We start from the raw sequence: 17,982 nt of genomic DNA, 5'->3' as shown, positions 1-17,982 counted from the left end.
TGTTTTGATGCTTTGGCTTTATTTGGATACAACTGTAATGCATCCCTTAAATAATAGCCAATGAATGCTGATACCATAGACATCTTTTTTTGGATTATTTTGGCCATTGTTGGCATAACCATCGGCGTTGTGGGGTATCTCTTGGGCAGAACGAACAAATCCCCAAAAGCAGATACTACTTCCCTCATCAAAAAGCTTGAAATTGAAAATGCTAAACTCAGGGCCGACCTTGAGGCGTGCCAAAAACGGGTTACTTCGGTTGAGATGCCCAAGCCCAAATCCGTATCTGCAACTCCCACTTCTGTTTCCTCTTTTGATCCCAAGGCTGCCAAAGCTGCATTGGGCAAAAAAGTGAACAAAGATGATTTGAAAATAGTGGAGGGCATTGGCCCCAAAATTCAGGAACTATTCCACAATTTTGACATAAAAACTTGGAAGGCGCTTTCGGAAACATCGGCCAATAAATGCCAGGAAGTGCTCAACTCCGGAGGCAAACGATACAGAATCCATGACCCGGCCTCTTGGCCCATGCAGGCCAAAATGGCCCATGAAGGGCATTGGGAACAACTTGCCGAATGGCAAGAAAAGCACAGGGCCGGTAAATTTTAGCTACAGCATTCCGTTGGCCTCAACCCATTTGAACTTATATTGATCCTGCGAAAATTGCATCCGTTCAGATATTCGCTGTAATCTATCGGGAAGTTTCATCAAATAATCCCTGGCTTTTTCAGCTTGATCTGAAAGTCCCCTTAAATGACCTATGGCCCAATATTCGTTCAATTTTTTAAGGATGTCTATATAATCTTGTGCAGTGTACACGCCCAAACGTTGTGCACAATTGGAAAATTGCTCAAATGCAGTGCCAATACTTCCGCCAGATTCCCTCAAGAAATGGGCGGGCATCACGATCTTCTTTTTCATCATTTCGGCAAAGGCAATCACCATTCCGTTGGGGTCTTGCTCCAATATGGTTTTCACAAATTCCCTATAGGCCAAATGATGCCGCATTTCATCCCCTGCAATAATTGTACACATTTTTCCCAAAAGAACATTGCCTTTTTTCTTGGCCATCACCCCCACACGCTTGTGTGAAATATTGGTGGCCAGTTCCTGAAAAGTGGTATAGATAAAGTTTTTATAGGGATCTCTATCGGTGCCGATGTCAAAACCATCTGCTATTAAATGCTGGGTCGTAATCTCAATTTCCCGCATGTTTACCCTTCCGGATAAGTACAGATATTTGTTCAACACATCGCCGTGTCGGTTCTCCTCTGCGGTCCATGCCCGTACCCATTTGCTCCAACCATTGTCCTTGCCGTTGTGCTGATCTATTCCTTCCACATCCATTAACCAGGATTCGTATGTTGGCAGGGCTTCTTCGGTGATAGTGTCCGCTACAAGGGTCACCCAAAAATCATAGCCCAATTCTTTGGCCTCTCCACGAATCTGCTCTATTTGATCATAGAAATCATCACTTTGTGAATCGGGCAAAAAATCTGTGGGTTGCCATATTTTTTCTGTTGGAATCAAAAATGAATCCATAAACCCTTCAACTTTTGGTTCGATGGCTTGCATTACTTCCAACCGTATATTTTTTATTGACATATCGTATTTTTTAGTTTTTAATCAAGGTTTTTTTGAAATCTGGGGTTTGGGCACCTTAATTTCTGCCCTGCTCCCCGGGATAAAAGGTGTGGACCGGGTTACTTTGCCAAAACTCCTTGGTCTGCGCATCCATCATGGTCAGCCCTCCCCTAAAAGCAGCTCCTGTGTCCACATTCCATACGTTGGCAGCTTTTTGTGGCGGAACCACCTCTTCCTTGGACAAAGGAGTATGGCCAATGAAAACTTCTTTGTAGTGGGTCAACCTTTTGGGAAACTTTGGGTCCTCTGGCTTTAAATTGGAATCAATGGCAGTGGCCAACTCCCACAACGTCCTGTCCCAATAGAACGATTGATCAAAATATTCATAATCTATCCCCTTTAAATTCGTGTACCCGGCATGCAGATACAATCGATTGTCATCTGCGAGATAGTAGTTCTTCAATTGTGCGTAAAAATCAAGATGGGAACTCCAATCATCCCTGTTGTCCCTCAAATACGAATCCCGGGTGGCCACACCTCCATGGGCCAACCACTGCGGATTTTCCCTTCTGGTCAACAACCAATCCCTGCAAAGCTCATCATGATTGCCTCTAATAAAGGTACAGTTAAATTCCTTTTGCAGGTCGATTAAAAAGTCAACGGTTTCTACGGCGGTACTCCAAGCATCCACGTAATCCCCCAAAAAAATAAGGCGGTCTTTTGGGGTTACATTGGCTTTTACAATAAGTTGCTCCAATGCTTTTAATCCAGAATGGATGTCCCCCACAACCAATGTTCGCATAGAAAAATTTTTTACAAAAATACGGACAAAACGACCCATTGATAAGAAATTACGCTTAAAGTTTTGCCAACTCCAACAACAGGATTCTTCCAAAAGCTTACATCTTTTTTGGTCAACGAACAATTTTCTATGTACCTTAGGTTATTGCATTACAAAAATGAAAAAGGTATTCTGCGTTGGTGAATTATTGATAGATTTTGTTGCGGAAAAGCAAGGAAGCGACCTATCCAAAGCTACCGAATTCACTAAAAAAGCGGGCGGTGCCCCGGCCAATGTGGCCTGTGCCATATCCAAACTTGGCGGAAAAAGTATTTTCTTGGGCTGTGTAGGCAATGACCCTTTTGGACGTTTTTTGTTGGATGTGCTCAAAGCCGAAGGTGTTGACATCTCCATGGCACAACTGTCCAAAACCTTTACCACTTTGGCCTTTGTTTCCCTGGCAGAGGATGGGGAGCGGGATTTTGTGTTCAGCAGGGGAGCGGACAAAGAACTGGAATACGACCCTAATTTACGAAAAAGCCTTAAAGGCAATATTTTGCACTTGGGAGCCGCAACAGCATTGCTGGGAGGTTCTTTGGAAAAAGCATACGGAAAGTATCTTTTTGATGGACTCACCAAAGAAATGCTCATCAGTTTTGACCCCAATTTTAGAAGCGACCTCTGGAAAGAAAATAAGGAGCAATTCATTAAAAAATGTATTCCCTTTATTGAAAAATCCCATTTGTGCAAGTTCAGTTTGGAGGAGGCAGAATTACTTTCAGGGAAGAACGACATTAATGAAGCTTGTAATGTTTTTCACGGCATGGGTGCCAAAATCATTACGGTGACCATGGGCGGAGAGGGCACTTTGTTAAGTGTAAACGGTTCAAAAAAGATAATTCCCAGTATAGCCGTCAAACCAGTGGACACTACCGGAGCAGGTGATGCCTTTATTGGATGTTTGCTCTACCAAATCTCCGATCTGGGCAACTTTGATCCCGTTTTTGAAAATCATGATCTGCTCGAAAAGATGGTGGCCATGGCCAATAAGGCGGGTGCCATTACCACTACCAATTATGGGGCAATCCCGTCCCTGCCCACCAAAGACCAGTTGGAAAAATAAAATGAACCAAGCCGAATTACATAGACTGGTCTCCGCCCAGCTCAAACAGAAGAATCCCGAAGCACTTTTTGATTTACGACTGGCCACCAACCTAAGCCTCATTCAACAATTGTTTTTCTCGCTTTATCCCGAGGAACAGCATTCCGAAGCTTTTCGCAAATTGCTGAATCAGCTCCCAAAGTTATTTGCATCCAGACCCGCTTCATTAAAAAAACAAGATTTGGAACGATTGCAAGCCGGTAATTGGTACCAGTCCGAGAAGCTCATGGGCATGCAATTGTACGTGGAGCATTTCAACAAAGATCTAAAAGGGCTACAGCAAAAAATTCCTTACTTAAAAGAGCTCGGTGTCAATTTTTTGCACATCATGCCCATTACCACAAGGCCCAAAGGAGAAAGTGATGGGGGCTATGCCGTGAACAGTTACCACGAAGTGGACAAAAAGTACGGCACCAAGGAAGATTTGTTGAAATTGACCTCGGAGTTCCGAAAACAAGGAATCTTCCTAATGTTGGATTTTGTGGTGAATCACACTTCCAACGAGTTTCCATGGGCCAAAAAAGCCATGAAGGGTGACAAAAAATACCAGGGATATTATTACACCTTTGAGGATGATGTTATTCCGAAGGAATATGAAAAAACCCTGCCCGAGGTGTTCCCAGAAACCTCTCCCGGAAATTTTACCTACATCCCAGAAATGGACAAATGGGTAATGACCGTGTTCAACAGTTACCAGTGGGACCTTAATTACACCAATCCCGAAGTATTTATGGAGATGTTGGCCAATTTGGTGAAGATGACAAATATGGGCGTGGACGTGGTTCGTTTTGATGCCTTGGCCTTCCTTTGGAAAAAAATGGGCACCATTTCGCAAAATCTTCCAGAGGCACACAATCTCATTGCACTTTTTAGAATGTGTTTGCAAGTGGTGGCTCCAGGGACAATCCTTTTGGCCGAGGCCATTGTAGCTCCCACAGACATCGTTACATATTTTGGGGAAGGACAGAAAGCAGGCAATGAATGTGAGGTTGCCTACAATGCCTCCTTGATGGCACTTTTATGGAATTCCATTGCTACCAAAAAGACCCAGTTGCTCTACAAAAGCCTTACCCACGTACCTCCCAAGCCAAAAGACTGTACCTGGATCAACTACATCCGTTGCCATGATGATATTGGTTTGGGCTATGAAAACAATTTGATCCATGAATTGGGTTGGAACCCAGAAATGCACCGAAAATTTTTGTTGAATTATTATTGCCAACGCTTGGATTGGTCACCCGCCATGGGGCAGGTGTTCATGTACAATCCCAAAACAGGCGATGGGCGTATTACCGGAAGTGCTGCATCGCTATTGGGCCTTGAAAAGGGGTTGATTCAAAAAGACCCAGTGCTCATTGAGCAGTCCATAGCAAAAATCATTATGCTGCATGGAATTACTTTTGCCTTTGGCGGAATTCCTTTGATCTATGCCGGAGACGAAATTGGCACCTTGAACGATTACTCCTATCTAAAGGACAAGTCCAAAAAGGAGGACAGCAGATGGCTCAACCGGCCTATGCAAGATTGGGGGGTTGTTTCCCAACTAAAAAACAAAGAATTACCTCAATCCAAAATCTTCCACACACTGCAAAAGTTGATCCGCATCCGAAAAGAAAACCCTGTTTTTGCCGATCACAATGATTTGTTATTATACCATACCGGAAATGACCACATTCTTGTTTTTGAACGAAGCAACGACAAAAGAAAAGGGCTCTTGGTGGTTTGCAATTTTGATGAAAATCCGCAGGTGATCGAAACCAGTTGGATCAAAAAATTGGGCTATTTTGCCCAAGGAGAGCCCAAAGATTTGGTTTCTGGTCAAAAAATAAAAATCAATAGTGGTCTGTTGGAAGTTTTGCCCTTCCAAATGCTTTGGTTGAAAAGAGCTTAGTTGTACCTCACTTTTCTAAGAATACGTTGCGATTCCTTTAGGGATTGATACACATTGTTGTCATGGGCCTTAAGAATAGGTCTGGAGCGGTCCATCTGCTCTTTTGCCTCTTCAAAACCATTGAGGTAACAGATAAGGTAGGTGGCCGGCAAATGGGTAAGATCAATCTGTTCCGCTTGGGTGAGTACTATTTTCTTCTCAAGTTTTTGCAGGAGTGCATTGTTGGTATTGTACACATGGTACAGGGTTTTTTTATCATACTGTGGCGGCTCAAACACCAATTTACTGTTGATGGTATACTTGCCGTTTTCAGAAAAAGTGATTATCAATTCTTCCAAAGGGTAATAGTGCTGCTGTGATCCCAATCCCAATTGTACATACTCCAAGGTACGGAACGAATCATCATCGTAATTAATGGTAATCTCATCCAAAGCGGAATAGAAAAGCTTCACCTGTTCATTGATGAGCTCAATATCAACCCTTGAATAATAGGTTTTGTTCTTCACTTTTTTCTTGTTTCCGGCCCAGCAGACCACAAACTGCTCCTTAAAAACTTTATAGTCGATGGTAAGATCGGGATGCCTTGTGTTCATAAAGTTGATGACGGCATCCAAAGTAAGCTCAATATTGTTCCGGGCGTGTTGTTCTATGGTGGCCACGGCTTCTGAGTTGATGTCCTTCAACTCAATATCAAAAGCTTTGGGAAGGCTAATACTCCCTTCCCTAAAGAAAACAGCACCCCCGTAATATTTCCAGATGTTTTTTCTGAGGGCACATACCTTTCCATTGGACCGAATGGTGACCAAGCCCACCACTTTTCCTTCGGGCAAATGCGGAAATGGAATATTCTCATAGGAGATTATAGGTGGATTGTCCAGATAAGCGTTGACCAAATTCTGAATCTTACTGTCGTCAAAAAAGTCAACCCCTACTATTTCATTATCGGCATCCTCAACTCCAATGACAATAAAGCTGTTATTCTTGGGATTACTGTTGGCCAGGGCACAAACATGCTTTAAAAACTTGGCCTTTCCTTCTTTTTCGCCTATGGAAATAAAGCGCTTTTTATCGTAAAAGCTGTTCTCGTCATTATGCGCTAAAAGATTCTTTACCAGTAGGCGTTTGTTGATCATAACTTAAGGATTCGGGTTTCGGGTATTGGGTCCAATGCTAAAACAGCCTCAATCATATTTAACCCCTTTTCTTTCTGATTTCATCAGGTATGGCATAACTGATGCACTATCATTTTTCAGCTTTTAACCCAGGCCTTGGAAAGTTACTCCCTATGCACAACGGTACAGTTTGCTTGTGCCGTGGGCAGCACCATCAAATCTGCGATGTTGACATGATAGGGTCTGGTGACCACAAAAAGAATGATATCTGCAATATCTTCGGCTGTTAACGGTTGCAGTCCATCGTAAACTTTATCGGCCTTATCCGCATCTCCCTTAAATCGCACATCGCTAAATTCGGTCTCCACCATGCCCGGGTTTATGGCCCCTACCCTAATTCCGTAGGAGTTTAGGTCAATACGCATACCTTGGTTTAGGGCGTCCACGGCATACTTGCTGGCACAATACACATTTCCGTTGGGATACACTTCCTTTCCAGCAATGGATCCAATGTTGATGATGTGCCCTGCCCTACGTTCTACCATCTGGGGCAATATGGCCTTGGTCACATACAGCAATCCCTTGACGTTAATGTCCAGCATGGCATCCCAATCATCCAGGTTTCCCTTATCAATTGGATCTAGGCCATGGGCGTTCCCGGCATTGTTGATCAATACATCTATTGATGTAAATGACTCGGGCAGGCTTTCAATGGCCGAAAAAACAGCCTCCCTGTCCCTGACATCAAAGCTCAGGGTATGCACTTTTACAGTTTTCCCCAAGGTTTCCTTGAGCGCATCCAACCGTTCTTGCCGGCGTCCGCACAGCACTAGATTAAAACCTTGTTTAGCAAAAATTTCTGCTGTGGCCTTACCTATTCCACTGGTGGCCCCAGTAATTAAAGCACTTTTCTCCTTCATATATACTTCTAATTTTAAGGAACATCATGACCTTGGCTTGCCACTAAAAGGGCAAACCAATCCTGAAGTTCCATGTTCATATCAATGGCCTTCGCGGCCAAGGTTATTCGTTCTTTATTTGTAGTCCCTACCACAGGAAAAACTTTGGCTGGATGTTTCAATATCCAGGCCAAGAGCAATTGACTTTCATCCGCTCCATATTTTTCCATCAAGGGATCCATGGTTTTCCTTATTCTCTTCGTCTGTTTGTTTTTTTCTTGGAACAAGCTCCCCAATGGGCTCCAGGCCATGGCCATTCGATTGTTGGCAATGCAGTCATCAAAAGTACCATCGTACATGGGAGCATCATGGGTCAATGAAAATTCCACTTGATTTCCTGATACGGGAATGGCCTTTTTGTTTAACATGGCGATTTGTGATGGTGTAAAATTGGATACCCCAAACCAATTTATCTTTCCACTTACCATTAGATGGTCAACAGCTCCAGCAATTTCATCAGGATGCATCAACGGGCTTGGCCTGTGCAAAAGCAGCAAATCCAAATATTCGGTATTGAGCTTTTTCAAGGATTGTTCCGCCGACCAAATGATATACTCCTTGTCATATTGATAATGGTTCAACCGATTGTCCCTACCTCGTGTCATTTGGATTCCACACTTGGAAATCAGTTGAATATCTGCCCTTTTGATTCCACTATCAGCGAAAGCTTTACCAAAATCCGCTTCGGTGGAATAGCTTCCGTAAATATCGGCATGGTCAAAGGTGGTCAATCCAGATGCAATGCAGTGGTGCATTAAATCGATCATTTCATTTTTGGAAAGTTTTTTGCCCCAACTTCCCCATGTCATTGCTCCAGATATAATTCTGGAATACGTATCTGTCTGTTGCATATAGGGTGAAAGTATAAAAATAAACCCTTAAATCCTTCATAAAACTAGGGCTTTACCATTTTTTTTAACCATTAATTAACAGGCGAATTTTAAATAAATTTTCATTTTGCACCCCTTAGCTAAAACGCCAACACTAACACCGAACAATAAAGCTTCATATGGAAGAAAACACTACTATTGATATTAGTGCTGTGAATGAGAAAATTGCCCAGGAAAGCGCTTTTATTGACCTTCTCAAGGTTGAAATGAACAAGGCCATCGTAGGGCAGACACACATGGTTGAACGATTGCTCATTGGCCTATTGGGCCAGGGCCACATTCTTTTGGAAGGTGTTCCCGGGCTCGCCAAGACCTTGGCCATCAATACACTGGCCAAAGCGGTAAAAGGAAGCTTTAGCCGGATTCAGTTTACACCCGATCTTTTGCCTGCGGACGTCATCGGTACTTTGATATACAACATCAAGGAGAACGACTTCTCCATCAAAAAGGGACCTATTTTCGCCAATTTCGTTTTAGCGGATGAAATCAACAGGGCTCCTGCAAAAGTACAATCAGCCTTATTGGAGGCCATGCAGGAAAAACAGGTGACCATTGGGGATGAAACCTTTAAATTGGCACCCCCATTTTTGGTGATGGCCACCCAGAACCCAGTGGAACAGGAAGGTACATATCCGCTCCCCGAAGCACAAGTGGATCGTTTTATGCTAAAGACTGTTATTGATTATCCCAAGCTCAACGAGGAGCAACTCATCATCAGACAAAACCTTAAAGGTGCAACAGAACCCGTTAAGCCTGTTGTGACCCTAAAACAGATTTTAAGTGGGCAACAAGCGGTCCGGGAGGTCTATATGGATGAAAAAATTGAAAAATACATTCTGGATTTGGTATTTGCCACCCGATACCCAGAAAAGTACAATCTGGAAAACCTAAAACCCTTGATCAGTTTTGGTGCCTCTCCAAGGGGAAGCATCAACTTGGCCATTGCCTCCAAATGCTATGCCTTCATCAAAAGAAGGGGGTATGTGGTCCCCGAAGATGTTAGGGCGGTGGTCCACGATGTATTAAGGCACCGTATTGGAATAACCTATGAGGCCGAGGCCGAAAACATTACTTCAGAAGAAATCATAAACAAGATTGTAAACGAGGTAGAGGTACCGTAACGGTTCAATGTTTCTCGGTAAAAGTAAACCTATACTTTAACCAACCAGAAAGTTTATTCCTTGAACCCAATGGATACAAAAGAACTACTTAAGAAGGTACGTAAAATTGAGATAAAGACGCGACGTCTTTCCGACCATATTTTTGGTGGGGAGTACCACTCTACCTTTAAGGGAAGAGGTATGACCTTCAGTGAAGTTCGACAGTATCAATTTGGGGATGATGTGAGGAGCATCGATTGGAACGTTACCGCCCGATACAATGAGCCCTTTGTAAAAGTTTTTGAGGAGGAACGGGAGCTTACCATGATGTTGATGGTGGATGTGAGCGGCTCGGAACTTTTCGGGACCGCCAATCAGTTCAAGAAAGAAATCATTACCGAAATCTCTGCCACACTGGCTTTTTCGGCCCTACAAAACAATGATAAGGTGGGTGTGATATTGTTCTCGGATGAAGTTGAACTTTTCATCCCGCCCAAAAAAGGAAAAAGCCATGTCCTCCGAATCATTCGGGAGCTTCTGGAATTCAGCCCAAAAAGCAGTCGTACCAACATTGCCGAGGCCTTAAAATTCCTTACCAACGTGATGAAGAAGAAGGCCATTGTTTTTGTGCTCTCCGATTTCATTGCAGATGATTACAACAACACGCTCCGTATTGTGGGCAACAAACACGATGTTACCGGTATACGGGTTTATGATGAACGCGAAGAATCCATTCCCAATCTGGGCATGGTACAAATGCAGGATGCCGAGACCGGAACGCTACAATTGGTGAACACCCAATCCAAAAAAGTACGGAATGCGTATGGCCAATTCCACAAAGACAAAGTGAATTATTTTATGGATACGTTTACCAAATCGGGCTGTGGGGTAATCAATTGCAGGGTGGATGAAAGCTATGTGAAGAAATTGTTGGGCTATTTTAAACGAAGAGGATAAATGATACTAGAAAGGTTAAGGTTGAAAGGTCAAAGCGCTGCAATGCGAATAGCGTTGGGTGCCTTGCTGTGCCTTTTTCTATTACCACTTTCCACATTTTCACAGGACAAGCCCAAGGTTTCGGTTGAAGTGGACACCCTTTCCATAAAAATTGGGGAACAGATCCATTACAAAATTACGGTTGAAGCAGATTCCACAGATGTTGTGCATTTCCCTGAAGGCCAAACCTTCTCTCCCTTGGAAACCGTAGAGTCCATCATCGGGGATACCCTAAAAAACAATGATAAGGTTACCCTTCAACGCATTTATGCCCTCACCCAATTTGATAGCGGGGCCTATACTATCCCACCACAGCGCATCGCCATAAATGAACAGCCCTTTTTTACGGATTCCTTCAACATAAAAGTGGCCGATGTTGCCGTGGACACCACCAAACAGAAAATGTACGACATCAAACCTTTGATGCAGGTGGAAAAGAGCCACGCCGAACTGTTGAAAACATTGTTTTGGATTCTTTTGGGCCTGATAGTGGTCGGTGGATTGGTCTATTGGTTCTTCCTCAGAAAGAAACCGCTCACCGAAGAAGAGAAAGAAGCGCTTCTTCCTCCCTATGATCGGGCACTGTTGGAACTCAAAAAATTGGAAAATTCCAGATACCTCATTCAAGACGAGTACAAACGCTACTATTCTGAGCTCACCGATATTGTCCGAATGTATCTTGAGGATGAAGTTCACGTTTCCGCCATGGAAAGTACCACGGGGCAATTGATCGCCAAATTGGAAATGTTGAAGGATGCGGGTGAACTCAAAATCGATGATGATACCCTAGATCAATTTCAAAAAATATTGGAAACGGCTGATTTGGTAAAGTTCGCCAAGTCAAAACCAGCAACCTCTGTGGCTGAGCAGGACAGAAAATTAGTGGAAGATATCGTGGTAAAAACCCACGATGCCCTGCCAGAGCCCACGGAAGATGAGTTATTGTTGAACGAAGAATATTTGGAAGAACTTGCCAAGAAAAAACAACGGAAACGCATCTATTTGGCCGCGGCCATTTTTGCTGGGCTGGTTGTTTTGGGCGGAGCTTTCTCGGTGGCCTATTTTGGTTTCAAGCAAGTAAAAGACACCGTTTTTGGCTATCCCACCAAAGAACTTTTGGAAGGCGAATGGGTGTCCAGCTCCTATGGCTTCCCCCCTGTGGAATTGGAAACGCCCGATGTGCTTATCCGACAAGAGATGAAACTCCCGCCTGAAACCGAAGAATTGATCAAGGAGCTCCAAAGTTTTTCCTACGGAAGTTATGTGGGTATTTTTTCGGTATCCACGAGCTCGGTGACCTATAAAGAAGAAAAAGACCCTGATTTTAATGCCGCTGTTGGGTCAACCTTGTCCAATTTTGAAAAATTTGGACTCAAAAACATCATTACCAAACAAGAGGAGTTTGTAACGCAATCCGGTGTAAAGGGATTAAAAACCTACGGCACCGGAACCTTGGATGTCCCTGGCAGTAGTGAATCCAAAAGGGCCAAGTACAACATCCTTTCCTTCGGTGGAAAAGGGTTTATGCAGCAAGTGGTCATCACTTGGGAAGATGGGGATGATTATGCGGAACAGATCGTGGACCGAATATTGAACAGTTTGGACGTAAAAACACAAGTATAGATGTTTGAAAATATAGAATTTGCAAATCCGCAGTTTTTCTGGTTGCTCGTATTGCTTCCACTGGCTTTGCTATGGTATTTTTTCAAACGCAAAAATGAAATGGCCTCGCTACGGATTTCCAGTATCAAAGGTTTTTCGGTGCGTAACTGGGCCTCTCAAATAAAACCGGCCCTTTTTATTCTGAGACTATTGGCATTGGCTGCCATCATTACAGCTATGGCCCGGCCTCAGACCGAGGACATATCAACACGGACCAAGACCACAAAGGGTATAGATATTGTCATGGCCATTGACGTCTCCTCAAGTATGTTGGCTCGCGATCTAAAGCCGAATAGGCTTTCCGCCCTTAAAGAAGTGGCGGCCAATTTTATCGAAGAACGCCCCAATGACCGTATTGGTTTGGTGGGCTATGCCGGGGAAAGCTATACCAAAACACCCATTACCAGTGACAAGTCCATTGTGCTCAATGCGCTGCAGCAAATCACCTACGGTGAACTGGAGGATGGAACGGCCATAGGTATGGGACTGGCCACCGCTGTAAACCGGTTGAAGGAAAGCAAGGCCATCAGTAAAGTCATTATTTTGTTGACCGATGGTGTAAACAATTCAGGGTTTATTGAACCAAAAACCGCTGCCGATCTTGCCGTGGAATTTGGAATCAAAACCTATACCATTGGGTTGGGCACCAACGGAAATGCGCTTTCCCCCGTGGCCTATAACAGGGATGGTTCCTTTAGATATGGGATGCGCCAAGTGGAAATTGATGAGGATTTGCTTAAGGAAATCGCACAGGTGACCGGCGGAAAATACTTTCGGGCCACGGACAATGAGAAGCTGAAGGAAATCTATGAGGAAATCAACAGTTTGGAGAAAACAGAAATAGAAGAATTCAAATATTATAAATACGAAGAAAAGTTTAGGCCACTGATTTTTTTGGCAGGGGTCTTGCTATTATTGGAATGGGGCTTGCGCAATTCCCTGTTCAAAAGTTTTATTTAAGAAATGATTCAGTTTGACGAAAAAATATATTTCTACCTCTTGGGCATTATTCCGGTAATGGTCCTGGCCTTCTTTTTTCTTCAAATCTGGAAAAAAAGGACCCAACGCCAATTTGCGGACACCAATTTGTTGAAGCGATTGGCCCCGGACAGATCAAGTTTTAAGTCGACCCTAAAGTTGATTTTTCTCTTGGCGGGGCTCTCCTTTCTCATTTTGGGATTGGTGAACCCCAAAATCGGAACCAAACTGGAGACCGTTAAACGCGAAGGGGTGGACATTGTTTTTGCGGTGGACGTTTCAAAAAGCATGTTGGCAGAGGATATTGCCCCAAACCGATTGGAAAAGGCCAAAAGGCTGGTCTCTGAAATCATCAACCAATTGGCCAGTGACCGCATCGGAATCATTGCCTATGCTGGGCAGGCCTATCCCCAATTGCCCATCACCACGGATTATGGAGCAGCAAAAATGTTCCTGCAGAGCATGAATACGGATATGTTGTCCTCCCAAGGTACTGCCATAGATGCCGCCATAGACTTGGCCAGCACCTATTATGATGATACCGAACAGACCAACCGTGTACTTTTCATTGTTTCTGATGGAGAGGACCATTCTGAGGACAATACCGTAAGTGCTGTGGATAACGCCACCCAAAATGGCATCCGTGTCTTCACCATTGGGGTTGGAAAAGCTAAAGGAGCTCCCATTCCCATCAAAAGAAATGGCGTTGTGGAAAGTTTGAAGAAAGACAATCAAGGAGAAGTGGTCATCACCAAATTGAACGAAGCCATTTTATCCGAGGTTGCGGAGAGAGGCAATGGGGAATATATTGATGGTTCCAACACCGAAGAGGCGGTGGAACACATCAAAGAGCTATTGAACCAAATGGACAAAACCGAATTTGAAGCCAAGCAGTTTGCCGAGTACAAAGACCAATTTCAATGGTTTCTTGCCGCAGGCTTTTTATTTTTATTTTTGGACATCTTCCTCTTGGACCGAAAAACACAATGGTTGAAAAAGCTAAATCTTTTTAATGAGCATGACGATGAATAAGATGAGATTGATATTTGGCCTGTTCTGTTGTGCCGGGATTGCCCATGCGCAGGATGAAATTGCGGAGAAAGAGGCCGAAAAAGCACTAAGAACCTCCACAAACCTCACTTACGAGGCCAATGAAGAGCTTACCTCAAACGATTTTCCCATTGCCGAAGCCAATTACAGAAGGGCCATATCAAAAAGTAAAGAAAATGTTGCCGCACCCTTTAATCTAGGGAACGCATACTACAACCGGGAAAGCTACGGTGAAGCTTTTGGGCGATACAAACAGGCCGGTGAATCAACAGAGGAAAAACCTGAAAAGCACAAGGCCTTCCACAATATGGGCAATGTGTTCATGAAAAGCAAGGAATACGAAAAAGCCGTAGAGGCCTATAAAGAAGCTTTGCGAAGCAATCCCAACGATGACGAAACCCGGTACAATCTAGCACTGGCCAAAAAAATGCTGGAAAAGGAACAGAACGATCAGAAGAACGATCAGAATCAGGATAATAAAGACAACCAGGACCAGCAGGATCAAGACAAAGACCAAAACAAGGACCAAAACAACGAAGGGGACAACGAAAAGCAGGATGAAGGAAAGCAAAATGAAGATGAGAACAAGGACAAGGGTGATGAGGGTGAAAATGGAGAGGATAAGCCTGAAGAGAATCAGAAAGGAGATGGAGAGGAGAAAAAAGAGCAGGAGAAAAAACCCAATGAGGGCGACCAACCTGAGGAGCAAAAACAACAACCAAGACCCAATCAACTTTCCAAGCAGCAGATTCAGAATCTGCTAGAGGCCATGCAAAACGAAGAAAAAAAGGTGCAGGAAAAAATGGAGGCCAGAAAAGTGAAGGGCAAAAAAATTAGAAACGAAAAAGACTGGTAATGTACAGGTTGAGGGGCAAAATACTGGTGTTCATGACCGCAATCCTTTTTGTGGCCCACCCCGCCTATGCCCAAGACGATCAGGTTTCGTTTGAGATGAACCTCAGCAAGGAAAAACTGGGCATCAATGAACGCCTTCGGGTAGAATTTACCATGAACAAGGATGGTGACAATTTTAGTCCTCCTCCCTTTGAAGGTTTTAAGGTGGTCATGGGGCCTTCACAATCCATCAGTTCGTCATGGGTCAATGGAAAACGAAGCTTTTCCAAAACCTATTCCTATATTTTAATGCCTACGGCCAGAGGTAATTTTACCATAAAGCAGGCTACCATAGAAATTGGCGGCGAAACCTATAAAACCCTTCCCAAAACTGTGGAAGTGACCGCTGCTGTGGACAAGCCCAATGATCAAAAGACCGTTGACGATGTTGCCGACGAGAGTCTCCATTTGGTGGCCGAAGTCTCCAAAGGAAGCCCCTACCTGAATGAAGCCGTCACGGTTGTCTACAAGCTTTATGTGAGTCCCAACATCAGTGTCACCAATTACAGACCGTTGGACAATCCCAAGTACAACAATTTTTGGAGCCAAGAAATTCCCGTGACCAAGCACACCGCCCAAAATGGCACCTACCAGGGCAAACCCTACCGCTATGTGGTATTGAAAAGAATGGTGCTTTATCCACAAAAGGCAGGACAACTGGAGATTGAGCCTCTTTCCTTGGAAATTTTTGTGGATGTGCCCACCAATCGCCGGGACTTTTTTGGGGGACGTATTTATACCCAGACCAGTAAAACGGTTTCGGCAGGAAGAAGAACGCTAAATGTAAAGGCGCTTCCTGAAACTGGAAAACCTGCCAATTTTGGCGGTGCCGTAGGGGATTTTGAATTCTCGGTCACTGCCAGCAAGAACCAATTGAACGCTTCAGAATCGCTTCAGGCTGTTGTAGAAGTATCAGGAAAAGGGAACTTAAAATTGTTCCAGCTTCCGGAACCGGAACTTCCCAGTTCCCTTGAGGTGTACGAACCCGAATACGAAGAAAACATCCAGACCTACACCTCAGGAATGGAGGGGAAGGTGAGCAACAATTACACCATCGTACCATCATTTAGGGGGAAATATCCCATTCCCAGCATTTCTTTTAGCTATTTCAATCCCAATACAGAAAGATATGTGACCCTCAATTCCGAGGAGATAAACATTGAGGTTTTGGAAGGGCCTATGAGTACCTCATCCAACAATGCCATTGGAACACCCTCAAATCAGCAAGTTGTGGTTCCCACCGGAAAACAGTTCCACTTTATAAAATTGACCCCCAACCTGAGCCCTATTGGTATAGATTACTTTTTTGGGTCCAACACATTCTATTTGCTCATGTTCCTTCCTTTGTTGTTGATTCCCATCGCCATTTTTTCGTTTAAGAAAAGAGAGGCCATTGCCCGCGATGTGGAAGGCAATAAAGTGAAAAAAGCCAATAAACTGGCCAAAAAGTACCTGTCAACGGCCAAAAAGGAACTGGGCAACAAAGAAGCTTTTTACGTAGCGTTGGAAAAAGGCCTGCACAATTATCTGAAAGCCAAACTAAAAATTGAAACCTCAGAGTTCAGTAAGGAGAAAATCATATCCATTTTACTGAACAAAAAAGTGGACACTGCGGATGTGGAAGGCTTTATTGATTTGCTAAAAAGCTGCGAAATGGCTCGCTACAGTCCATTTTCAGACGTACAAATGCAAAACGATTATGATAAGGCCAGCGAGGTAATCTCTAATTTGGACAAGCAATTATGAATCTAAAAAAGTTGATTGTTTTATTGGGTCTCTTTTCATTTTTCTTGGGGTTTTCCCAAAACAACAGCCTGTTTGACCAAGCTACGGAGCACTACAATAAAGGAGAATATTCCAAAGCCATAAAAAATTACGAGCAAATCCTGGAAAATGGGGAGCACTCGGCACAGCTTTATTTTAATCTTGGAAACTGTTACTACAAACAGAATGCCATAGGCCCCAGTATTTACTATTACGAAAAAGCCTTGCTACTGGATCCAAATGATAGTGAGATCATCAACAATTTAGGCTATGCCCAGAATATGCGGTTGGATGCCATTGAGGAAATGCCAAAAACCGAAATTTCCCAAATCTACAATACGGTGGTGAACCTTTTTTCTTTTGATCAATGGGCCTATTTGGCTGTTGCACTCATCTTTTTGTTTGTGATCGCCTATTTGGCATACTTCTTCCTCCGATATGCCAATCAAAAAAGAATGGCTTTCATAACCAGTATCTTTTCACTGGTCTTGGGAGCGTTGTGCATTTTAATGGCCTACATGCAATACCAAGGATTTAAAAAGGACAACCCTGCAATTGTTTTTAGCAAAGAGGTACAGGTCTCATCCGAACCCAACAACAATAGCGAAAATGTCTTCACTTTGCATGAAGGGACCAAAGTCAACGTTATGGACCACTTGGACGATTGGAGCAAAATAAAGATTGCAGATGGCCAAACAGGGTGGTTGTTGACCGACAATATTAAGTTGTTGAAGGACTTTTAAAAGTTATTTAACAATTTTTTACGTGCCACAGCTTATTTTTGCGCAAAATGGTGCTATGCTAAGGCTATTGGCTATTCCTTTTATTTCGGTGATCTTGGTCACAATTTTGATGGCCTCTCCCTTTGTGCCCCTATTGGGCAGGGAGTACTGTACTGCATTGATCATTGGGTCTTCTGAGGAAGAAAACAATAGCAACGAAACAGCTCCAACCAAAAACTTTGAAAGCAAATATTTTTTGCTCCGGAATTTTTTTCCGGTAGATGCATCCTTTCAACAAGAAAAAAACCTAAACTCCATGGGGTATATTTTCCCTGTTTTGGAGTATACCATTGAGATACTTGACCCTCCCCCCAAGGGATTGATTTGATCCTCACTTACATTCAAATCAATTTCTAACGGTCTTCAAACAATCTAAA

At 43.5% G+C, this 17,982-nt stretch carries 17 protein-coding genes; 12 read left to right on the top strand and 5 right to left on the bottom strand.

Annotated features, from left to right (window positions below; translation table 11 throughout):
• The first annotated feature begins 60 nt into the window (after window positions 1-60).
• On the top strand, window positions 61-609 hold the full coding sequence (locus A7D14_RS12085; protein WP_067034801.1) for a hypothetical protein: 549 nt from the start codon (window positions 61-63) through the stop codon (window positions 607-609).
• Here the strand turns inward: A7D14_RS12085 and A7D14_RS12080 are convergent, their stop codons facing one another.
• Window positions 610-1,605 (bottom strand): acyl-ACP desaturase, encoded by a 996-nt coding sequence (locus A7D14_RS12080; RefSeq protein ID WP_067034798.1) that lies wholly within the window; start codon window positions 1,603-1,605, stop codon window positions 610-612.
• Between the two features lie 55 nt (window positions 1,606-1,660).
• Window positions 1,661-2,386 carry a metallophosphoesterase family protein gene (locus tag A7D14_RS12075; protein ID WP_067034976.1) on the bottom strand — a complete coding sequence of 242 codons (726 nt, stop codon included), beginning with the start codon at window positions 2,384-2,386 and terminating at the stop codon, window positions 1,661-1,663.
• A 157-nt stretch (window positions 2,387-2,543) separates the two neighbouring features.
• Between A7D14_RS12075 and A7D14_RS12070 the strand changes: the two genes are divergently transcribed.
• Both A7D14_RS12070 and A7D14_RS12065 read left to right on the top strand, forming a co-directional pair.
• Window positions 2,544-3,488, top strand: a complete 945-nt coding sequence (locus A7D14_RS12070) for a carbohydrate kinase family protein (protein ID WP_067034795.1) — start codon at window positions 2,544-2,546, stop codon at window positions 3,486-3,488.
• Window position 3,489: 1 nt separating this feature from the next.
• Entirely contained in the window at window positions 3,490-5,418 is a 1,929-nt protein-coding gene (locus tag A7D14_RS12065) for an amylosucrase (protein ID WP_067034792.1), read from the top strand.
• On the opposite strand, the gene A7D14_RS12060 is transcribed toward A7D14_RS12065, so the two are convergent.
• The 3 genes from A7D14_RS12060 to A7D14_RS12050 all read right to left on the bottom strand — a co-directional run bounded on the left by A7D14_RS12060 (window position 5,415) and on the right by A7D14_RS12050 (window position 8,340).
• Entirely contained in the window at window positions 5,415-6,551 is a 1,137-nt protein-coding gene (locus A7D14_RS12060; protein WP_067034790.1) for an ATP-binding protein, read from the bottom strand. The two genes, A7D14_RS12065 and A7D14_RS12060, sit on opposite strands and share 4 nt — an antisense overlap.
• Before the next feature lie 143 nt (window positions 6,552-6,694).
• Entirely contained in the window at window positions 6,695-7,450 is a 756-nt protein-coding gene (locus A7D14_RS12055; protein ID WP_067034787.1) for an SDR family NAD(P)-dependent oxidoreductase, read from the bottom strand.
• 14 nt (window positions 7,451-7,464) lie between these two features.
• A complete protein-coding gene (locus A7D14_RS12050; protein WP_067034784.1) occupies window positions 7,465-8,340 on the bottom strand; it encodes an aldo/keto reductase family oxidoreductase in 876 nt (291 codons plus the stop codon).
• A 158-nt stretch (window positions 8,341-8,498) separates the two neighbouring features.
• Here A7D14_RS12050 and A7D14_RS12045 point away from each other — a divergent pair, with 158 nt between their 5' ends.
• The 9 genes from A7D14_RS12045 to A7D14_RS12005 all read left to right on the top strand — a co-directional run bounded on the left by A7D14_RS12045 (window position 8,499) and on the right by A7D14_RS12005 (window position 17,933).
• Window positions 8,499-9,500 carry an AAA family ATPase gene (locus A7D14_RS12045; protein WP_067034781.1) on the top strand — a complete coding sequence of 334 codons (1,002 nt, stop codon included), beginning with the start codon at window positions 8,499-8,501 and terminating at the stop codon, window positions 9,498-9,500.
• A 69-nt stretch (window positions 9,501-9,569) separates the two neighbouring features.
• On the top strand, window positions 9,570-10,436 hold the full coding sequence (locus A7D14_RS12040) for a DUF58 domain-containing protein (RefSeq protein ID WP_067034778.1): 867 nt from the start codon (window positions 9,570-9,572) through the stop codon (window positions 10,434-10,436).
• A 42-nt stretch (window positions 10,437-10,478) separates the two neighbouring features.
• Complete coding sequence (locus A7D14_RS12035; RefSeq protein WP_067034972.1) at window positions 10,479-12,098, top strand: BatD family protein; 1,620 nt, start codon at window positions 10,479-10,481, stop codon at window positions 12,096-12,098.
• A complete protein-coding gene (locus tag A7D14_RS12030; RefSeq protein ID WP_067034776.1) occupies window positions 12,099-13,097 on the top strand; it encodes a vWA domain-containing protein in 999 nt (332 codons plus the stop codon).
• A gap of 3 nt (window positions 13,098-13,100) precedes the next feature.
• Window positions 13,101-14,147, top strand: coding sequence for a VWA domain-containing protein (locus A7D14_RS12025; RefSeq protein WP_067034773.1), 1,047 nt, complete (start codon window positions 13,101-13,103; stop codon window positions 14,145-14,147).
• A complete protein-coding gene (locus tag A7D14_RS12020; RefSeq protein ID WP_313790845.1) occupies window positions 14,128-15,021 on the top strand; it encodes a tetratricopeptide repeat protein in 894 nt (297 codons plus the stop codon). Before A7D14_RS12025 ends, A7D14_RS12020 begins: the two co-directional genes overlap by 20 nt.
• On the top strand, window positions 15,021-16,805 hold the full coding sequence (locus A7D14_RS12015; protein ID WP_067034767.1) for a BatD family protein: 1,785 nt from the start codon (window positions 15,021-15,023) through the stop codon (window positions 16,803-16,805). Before A7D14_RS12020 ends, A7D14_RS12015 begins: the two co-directional genes overlap by 1 nt.
• A complete protein-coding gene (locus A7D14_RS12010) occupies window positions 16,802-17,566 on the top strand; it encodes an SH3 domain-containing protein (protein ID WP_067034764.1) in 765 nt (254 codons plus the stop codon). Before A7D14_RS12015 ends, A7D14_RS12010 begins: the two co-directional genes overlap by 4 nt.
• A 55-nt stretch (window positions 17,567-17,621) precedes the next feature.
• Entirely contained in the window at window positions 17,622-17,933 is a 312-nt protein-coding gene (locus A7D14_RS12005) for a hypothetical protein (RefSeq protein ID WP_067034762.1), read from the top strand.
• The last annotated feature ends 49 nt before the right edge of the window (window positions 17,934-17,982 follow it).

It is taken from the genome of Allomuricauda sp. CP2A (assembly GCF_001683915.1).
GTDB lineage: Bacteria > Bacteroidota > Bacteroidia > Flavobacteriales > Flavobacteriaceae > Flagellimonas.
The sequence above is the reverse complement of the archived record's forward strand: the minus strand, read 5'-3'. Positions and strand labels throughout refer to the sequence as shown.

Excerpts from the sequence above, each read along its gene's own strand:
- A7D14_RS12060 (WP_067034790.1), bottom strand. The coding sequence starts at position 6,551 with ATGATCAACAAACGCCTACTGGTAAAGAATCTTTTAGCGCATAATGAC.
- A7D14_RS12030 (WP_067034776.1), top strand. The coding sequence starts at position 12,099 with ATGTTTGAAAATATAGAATTTGCAAATCCGCAGTTTTTCTGGTTGCTC.
- A7D14_RS12050 (WP_067034784.1), bottom strand. The coding sequence starts at position 8,340 with ATGCAACAGACAGATACGTATTCCAGAATTATATCTGGAGCAATGACA.
- A7D14_RS12015 (WP_067034767.1), top strand. The coding sequence starts at position 15,021 with ATGTACAGGTTGAGGGGCAAAATACTGGTGTTCATGACCGCAATCCTT.
- A7D14_RS12010 (WP_067034764.1), top strand. The coding sequence starts at position 16,802 with ATGAATCTAAAAAAGTTGATTGTTTTATTGGGTCTCTTTTCATTTTTC.
- A7D14_RS12065 (WP_067034792.1), top strand. The coding sequence starts at position 3,490 with ATGAACCAAGCCGAATTACATAGACTGGTCTCCGCCCAGCTCAAACAG.
- A7D14_RS12045 (WP_067034781.1), top strand. The coding sequence starts at position 8,499 with ATGGAAGAAAACACTACTATTGATATTAGTGCTGTGAATGAGAAAATT.
- A7D14_RS12005 (WP_067034762.1), top strand. The coding sequence starts at position 17,622 with ATGCTAAGGCTATTGGCTATTCCTTTTATTTCGGTGATCTTGGTCACA.
- A7D14_RS12055 (WP_067034787.1), bottom strand. The coding sequence starts at position 7,450 with ATGAAGGAGAAAAGTGCTTTAATTACTGGGGCCACCAGTGGAATAGGT.
- A7D14_RS12020 (WP_313790845.1), top strand. The coding sequence starts at position 14,128 with ATGAGCATGACGATGAATAAGATGAGATTGATATTTGGCCTGTTCTGT.
- A7D14_RS12085 (WP_067034801.1), top strand. The coding sequence starts at position 61 with ATGAATGCTGATACCATAGACATCTTTTTTTGGATTATTTTGGCCATT.
- A7D14_RS12070 (WP_067034795.1), top strand. The coding sequence starts at position 2,544 with ATGAAAAAGGTATTCTGCGTTGGTGAATTATTGATAGATTTTGTTGCG.
- A7D14_RS12075 (WP_067034976.1), bottom strand. The coding sequence starts at position 2,386 with ATGCGAACATTGGTTGTGGGGGACATCCATTCTGGATTAAAAGCATTG.
- A7D14_RS12025 (WP_067034773.1), top strand. The coding sequence starts at position 13,101 with ATGATTCAGTTTGACGAAAAAATATATTTCTACCTCTTGGGCATTATT.
- A7D14_RS12040 (WP_067034778.1), top strand. The coding sequence starts at position 9,570 with ATGGATACAAAAGAACTACTTAAGAAGGTACGTAAAATTGAGATAAAG.
- A7D14_RS12035 (WP_067034972.1), top strand. The coding sequence starts at position 10,479 with ATGCGAATAGCGTTGGGTGCCTTGCTGTGCCTTTTTCTATTACCACTT.
- A7D14_RS12080 (WP_067034798.1), bottom strand. The coding sequence starts at position 1,605 with ATGTCAATAAAAAATATACGGTTGGAAGTAATGCAAGCCATCGAACCA.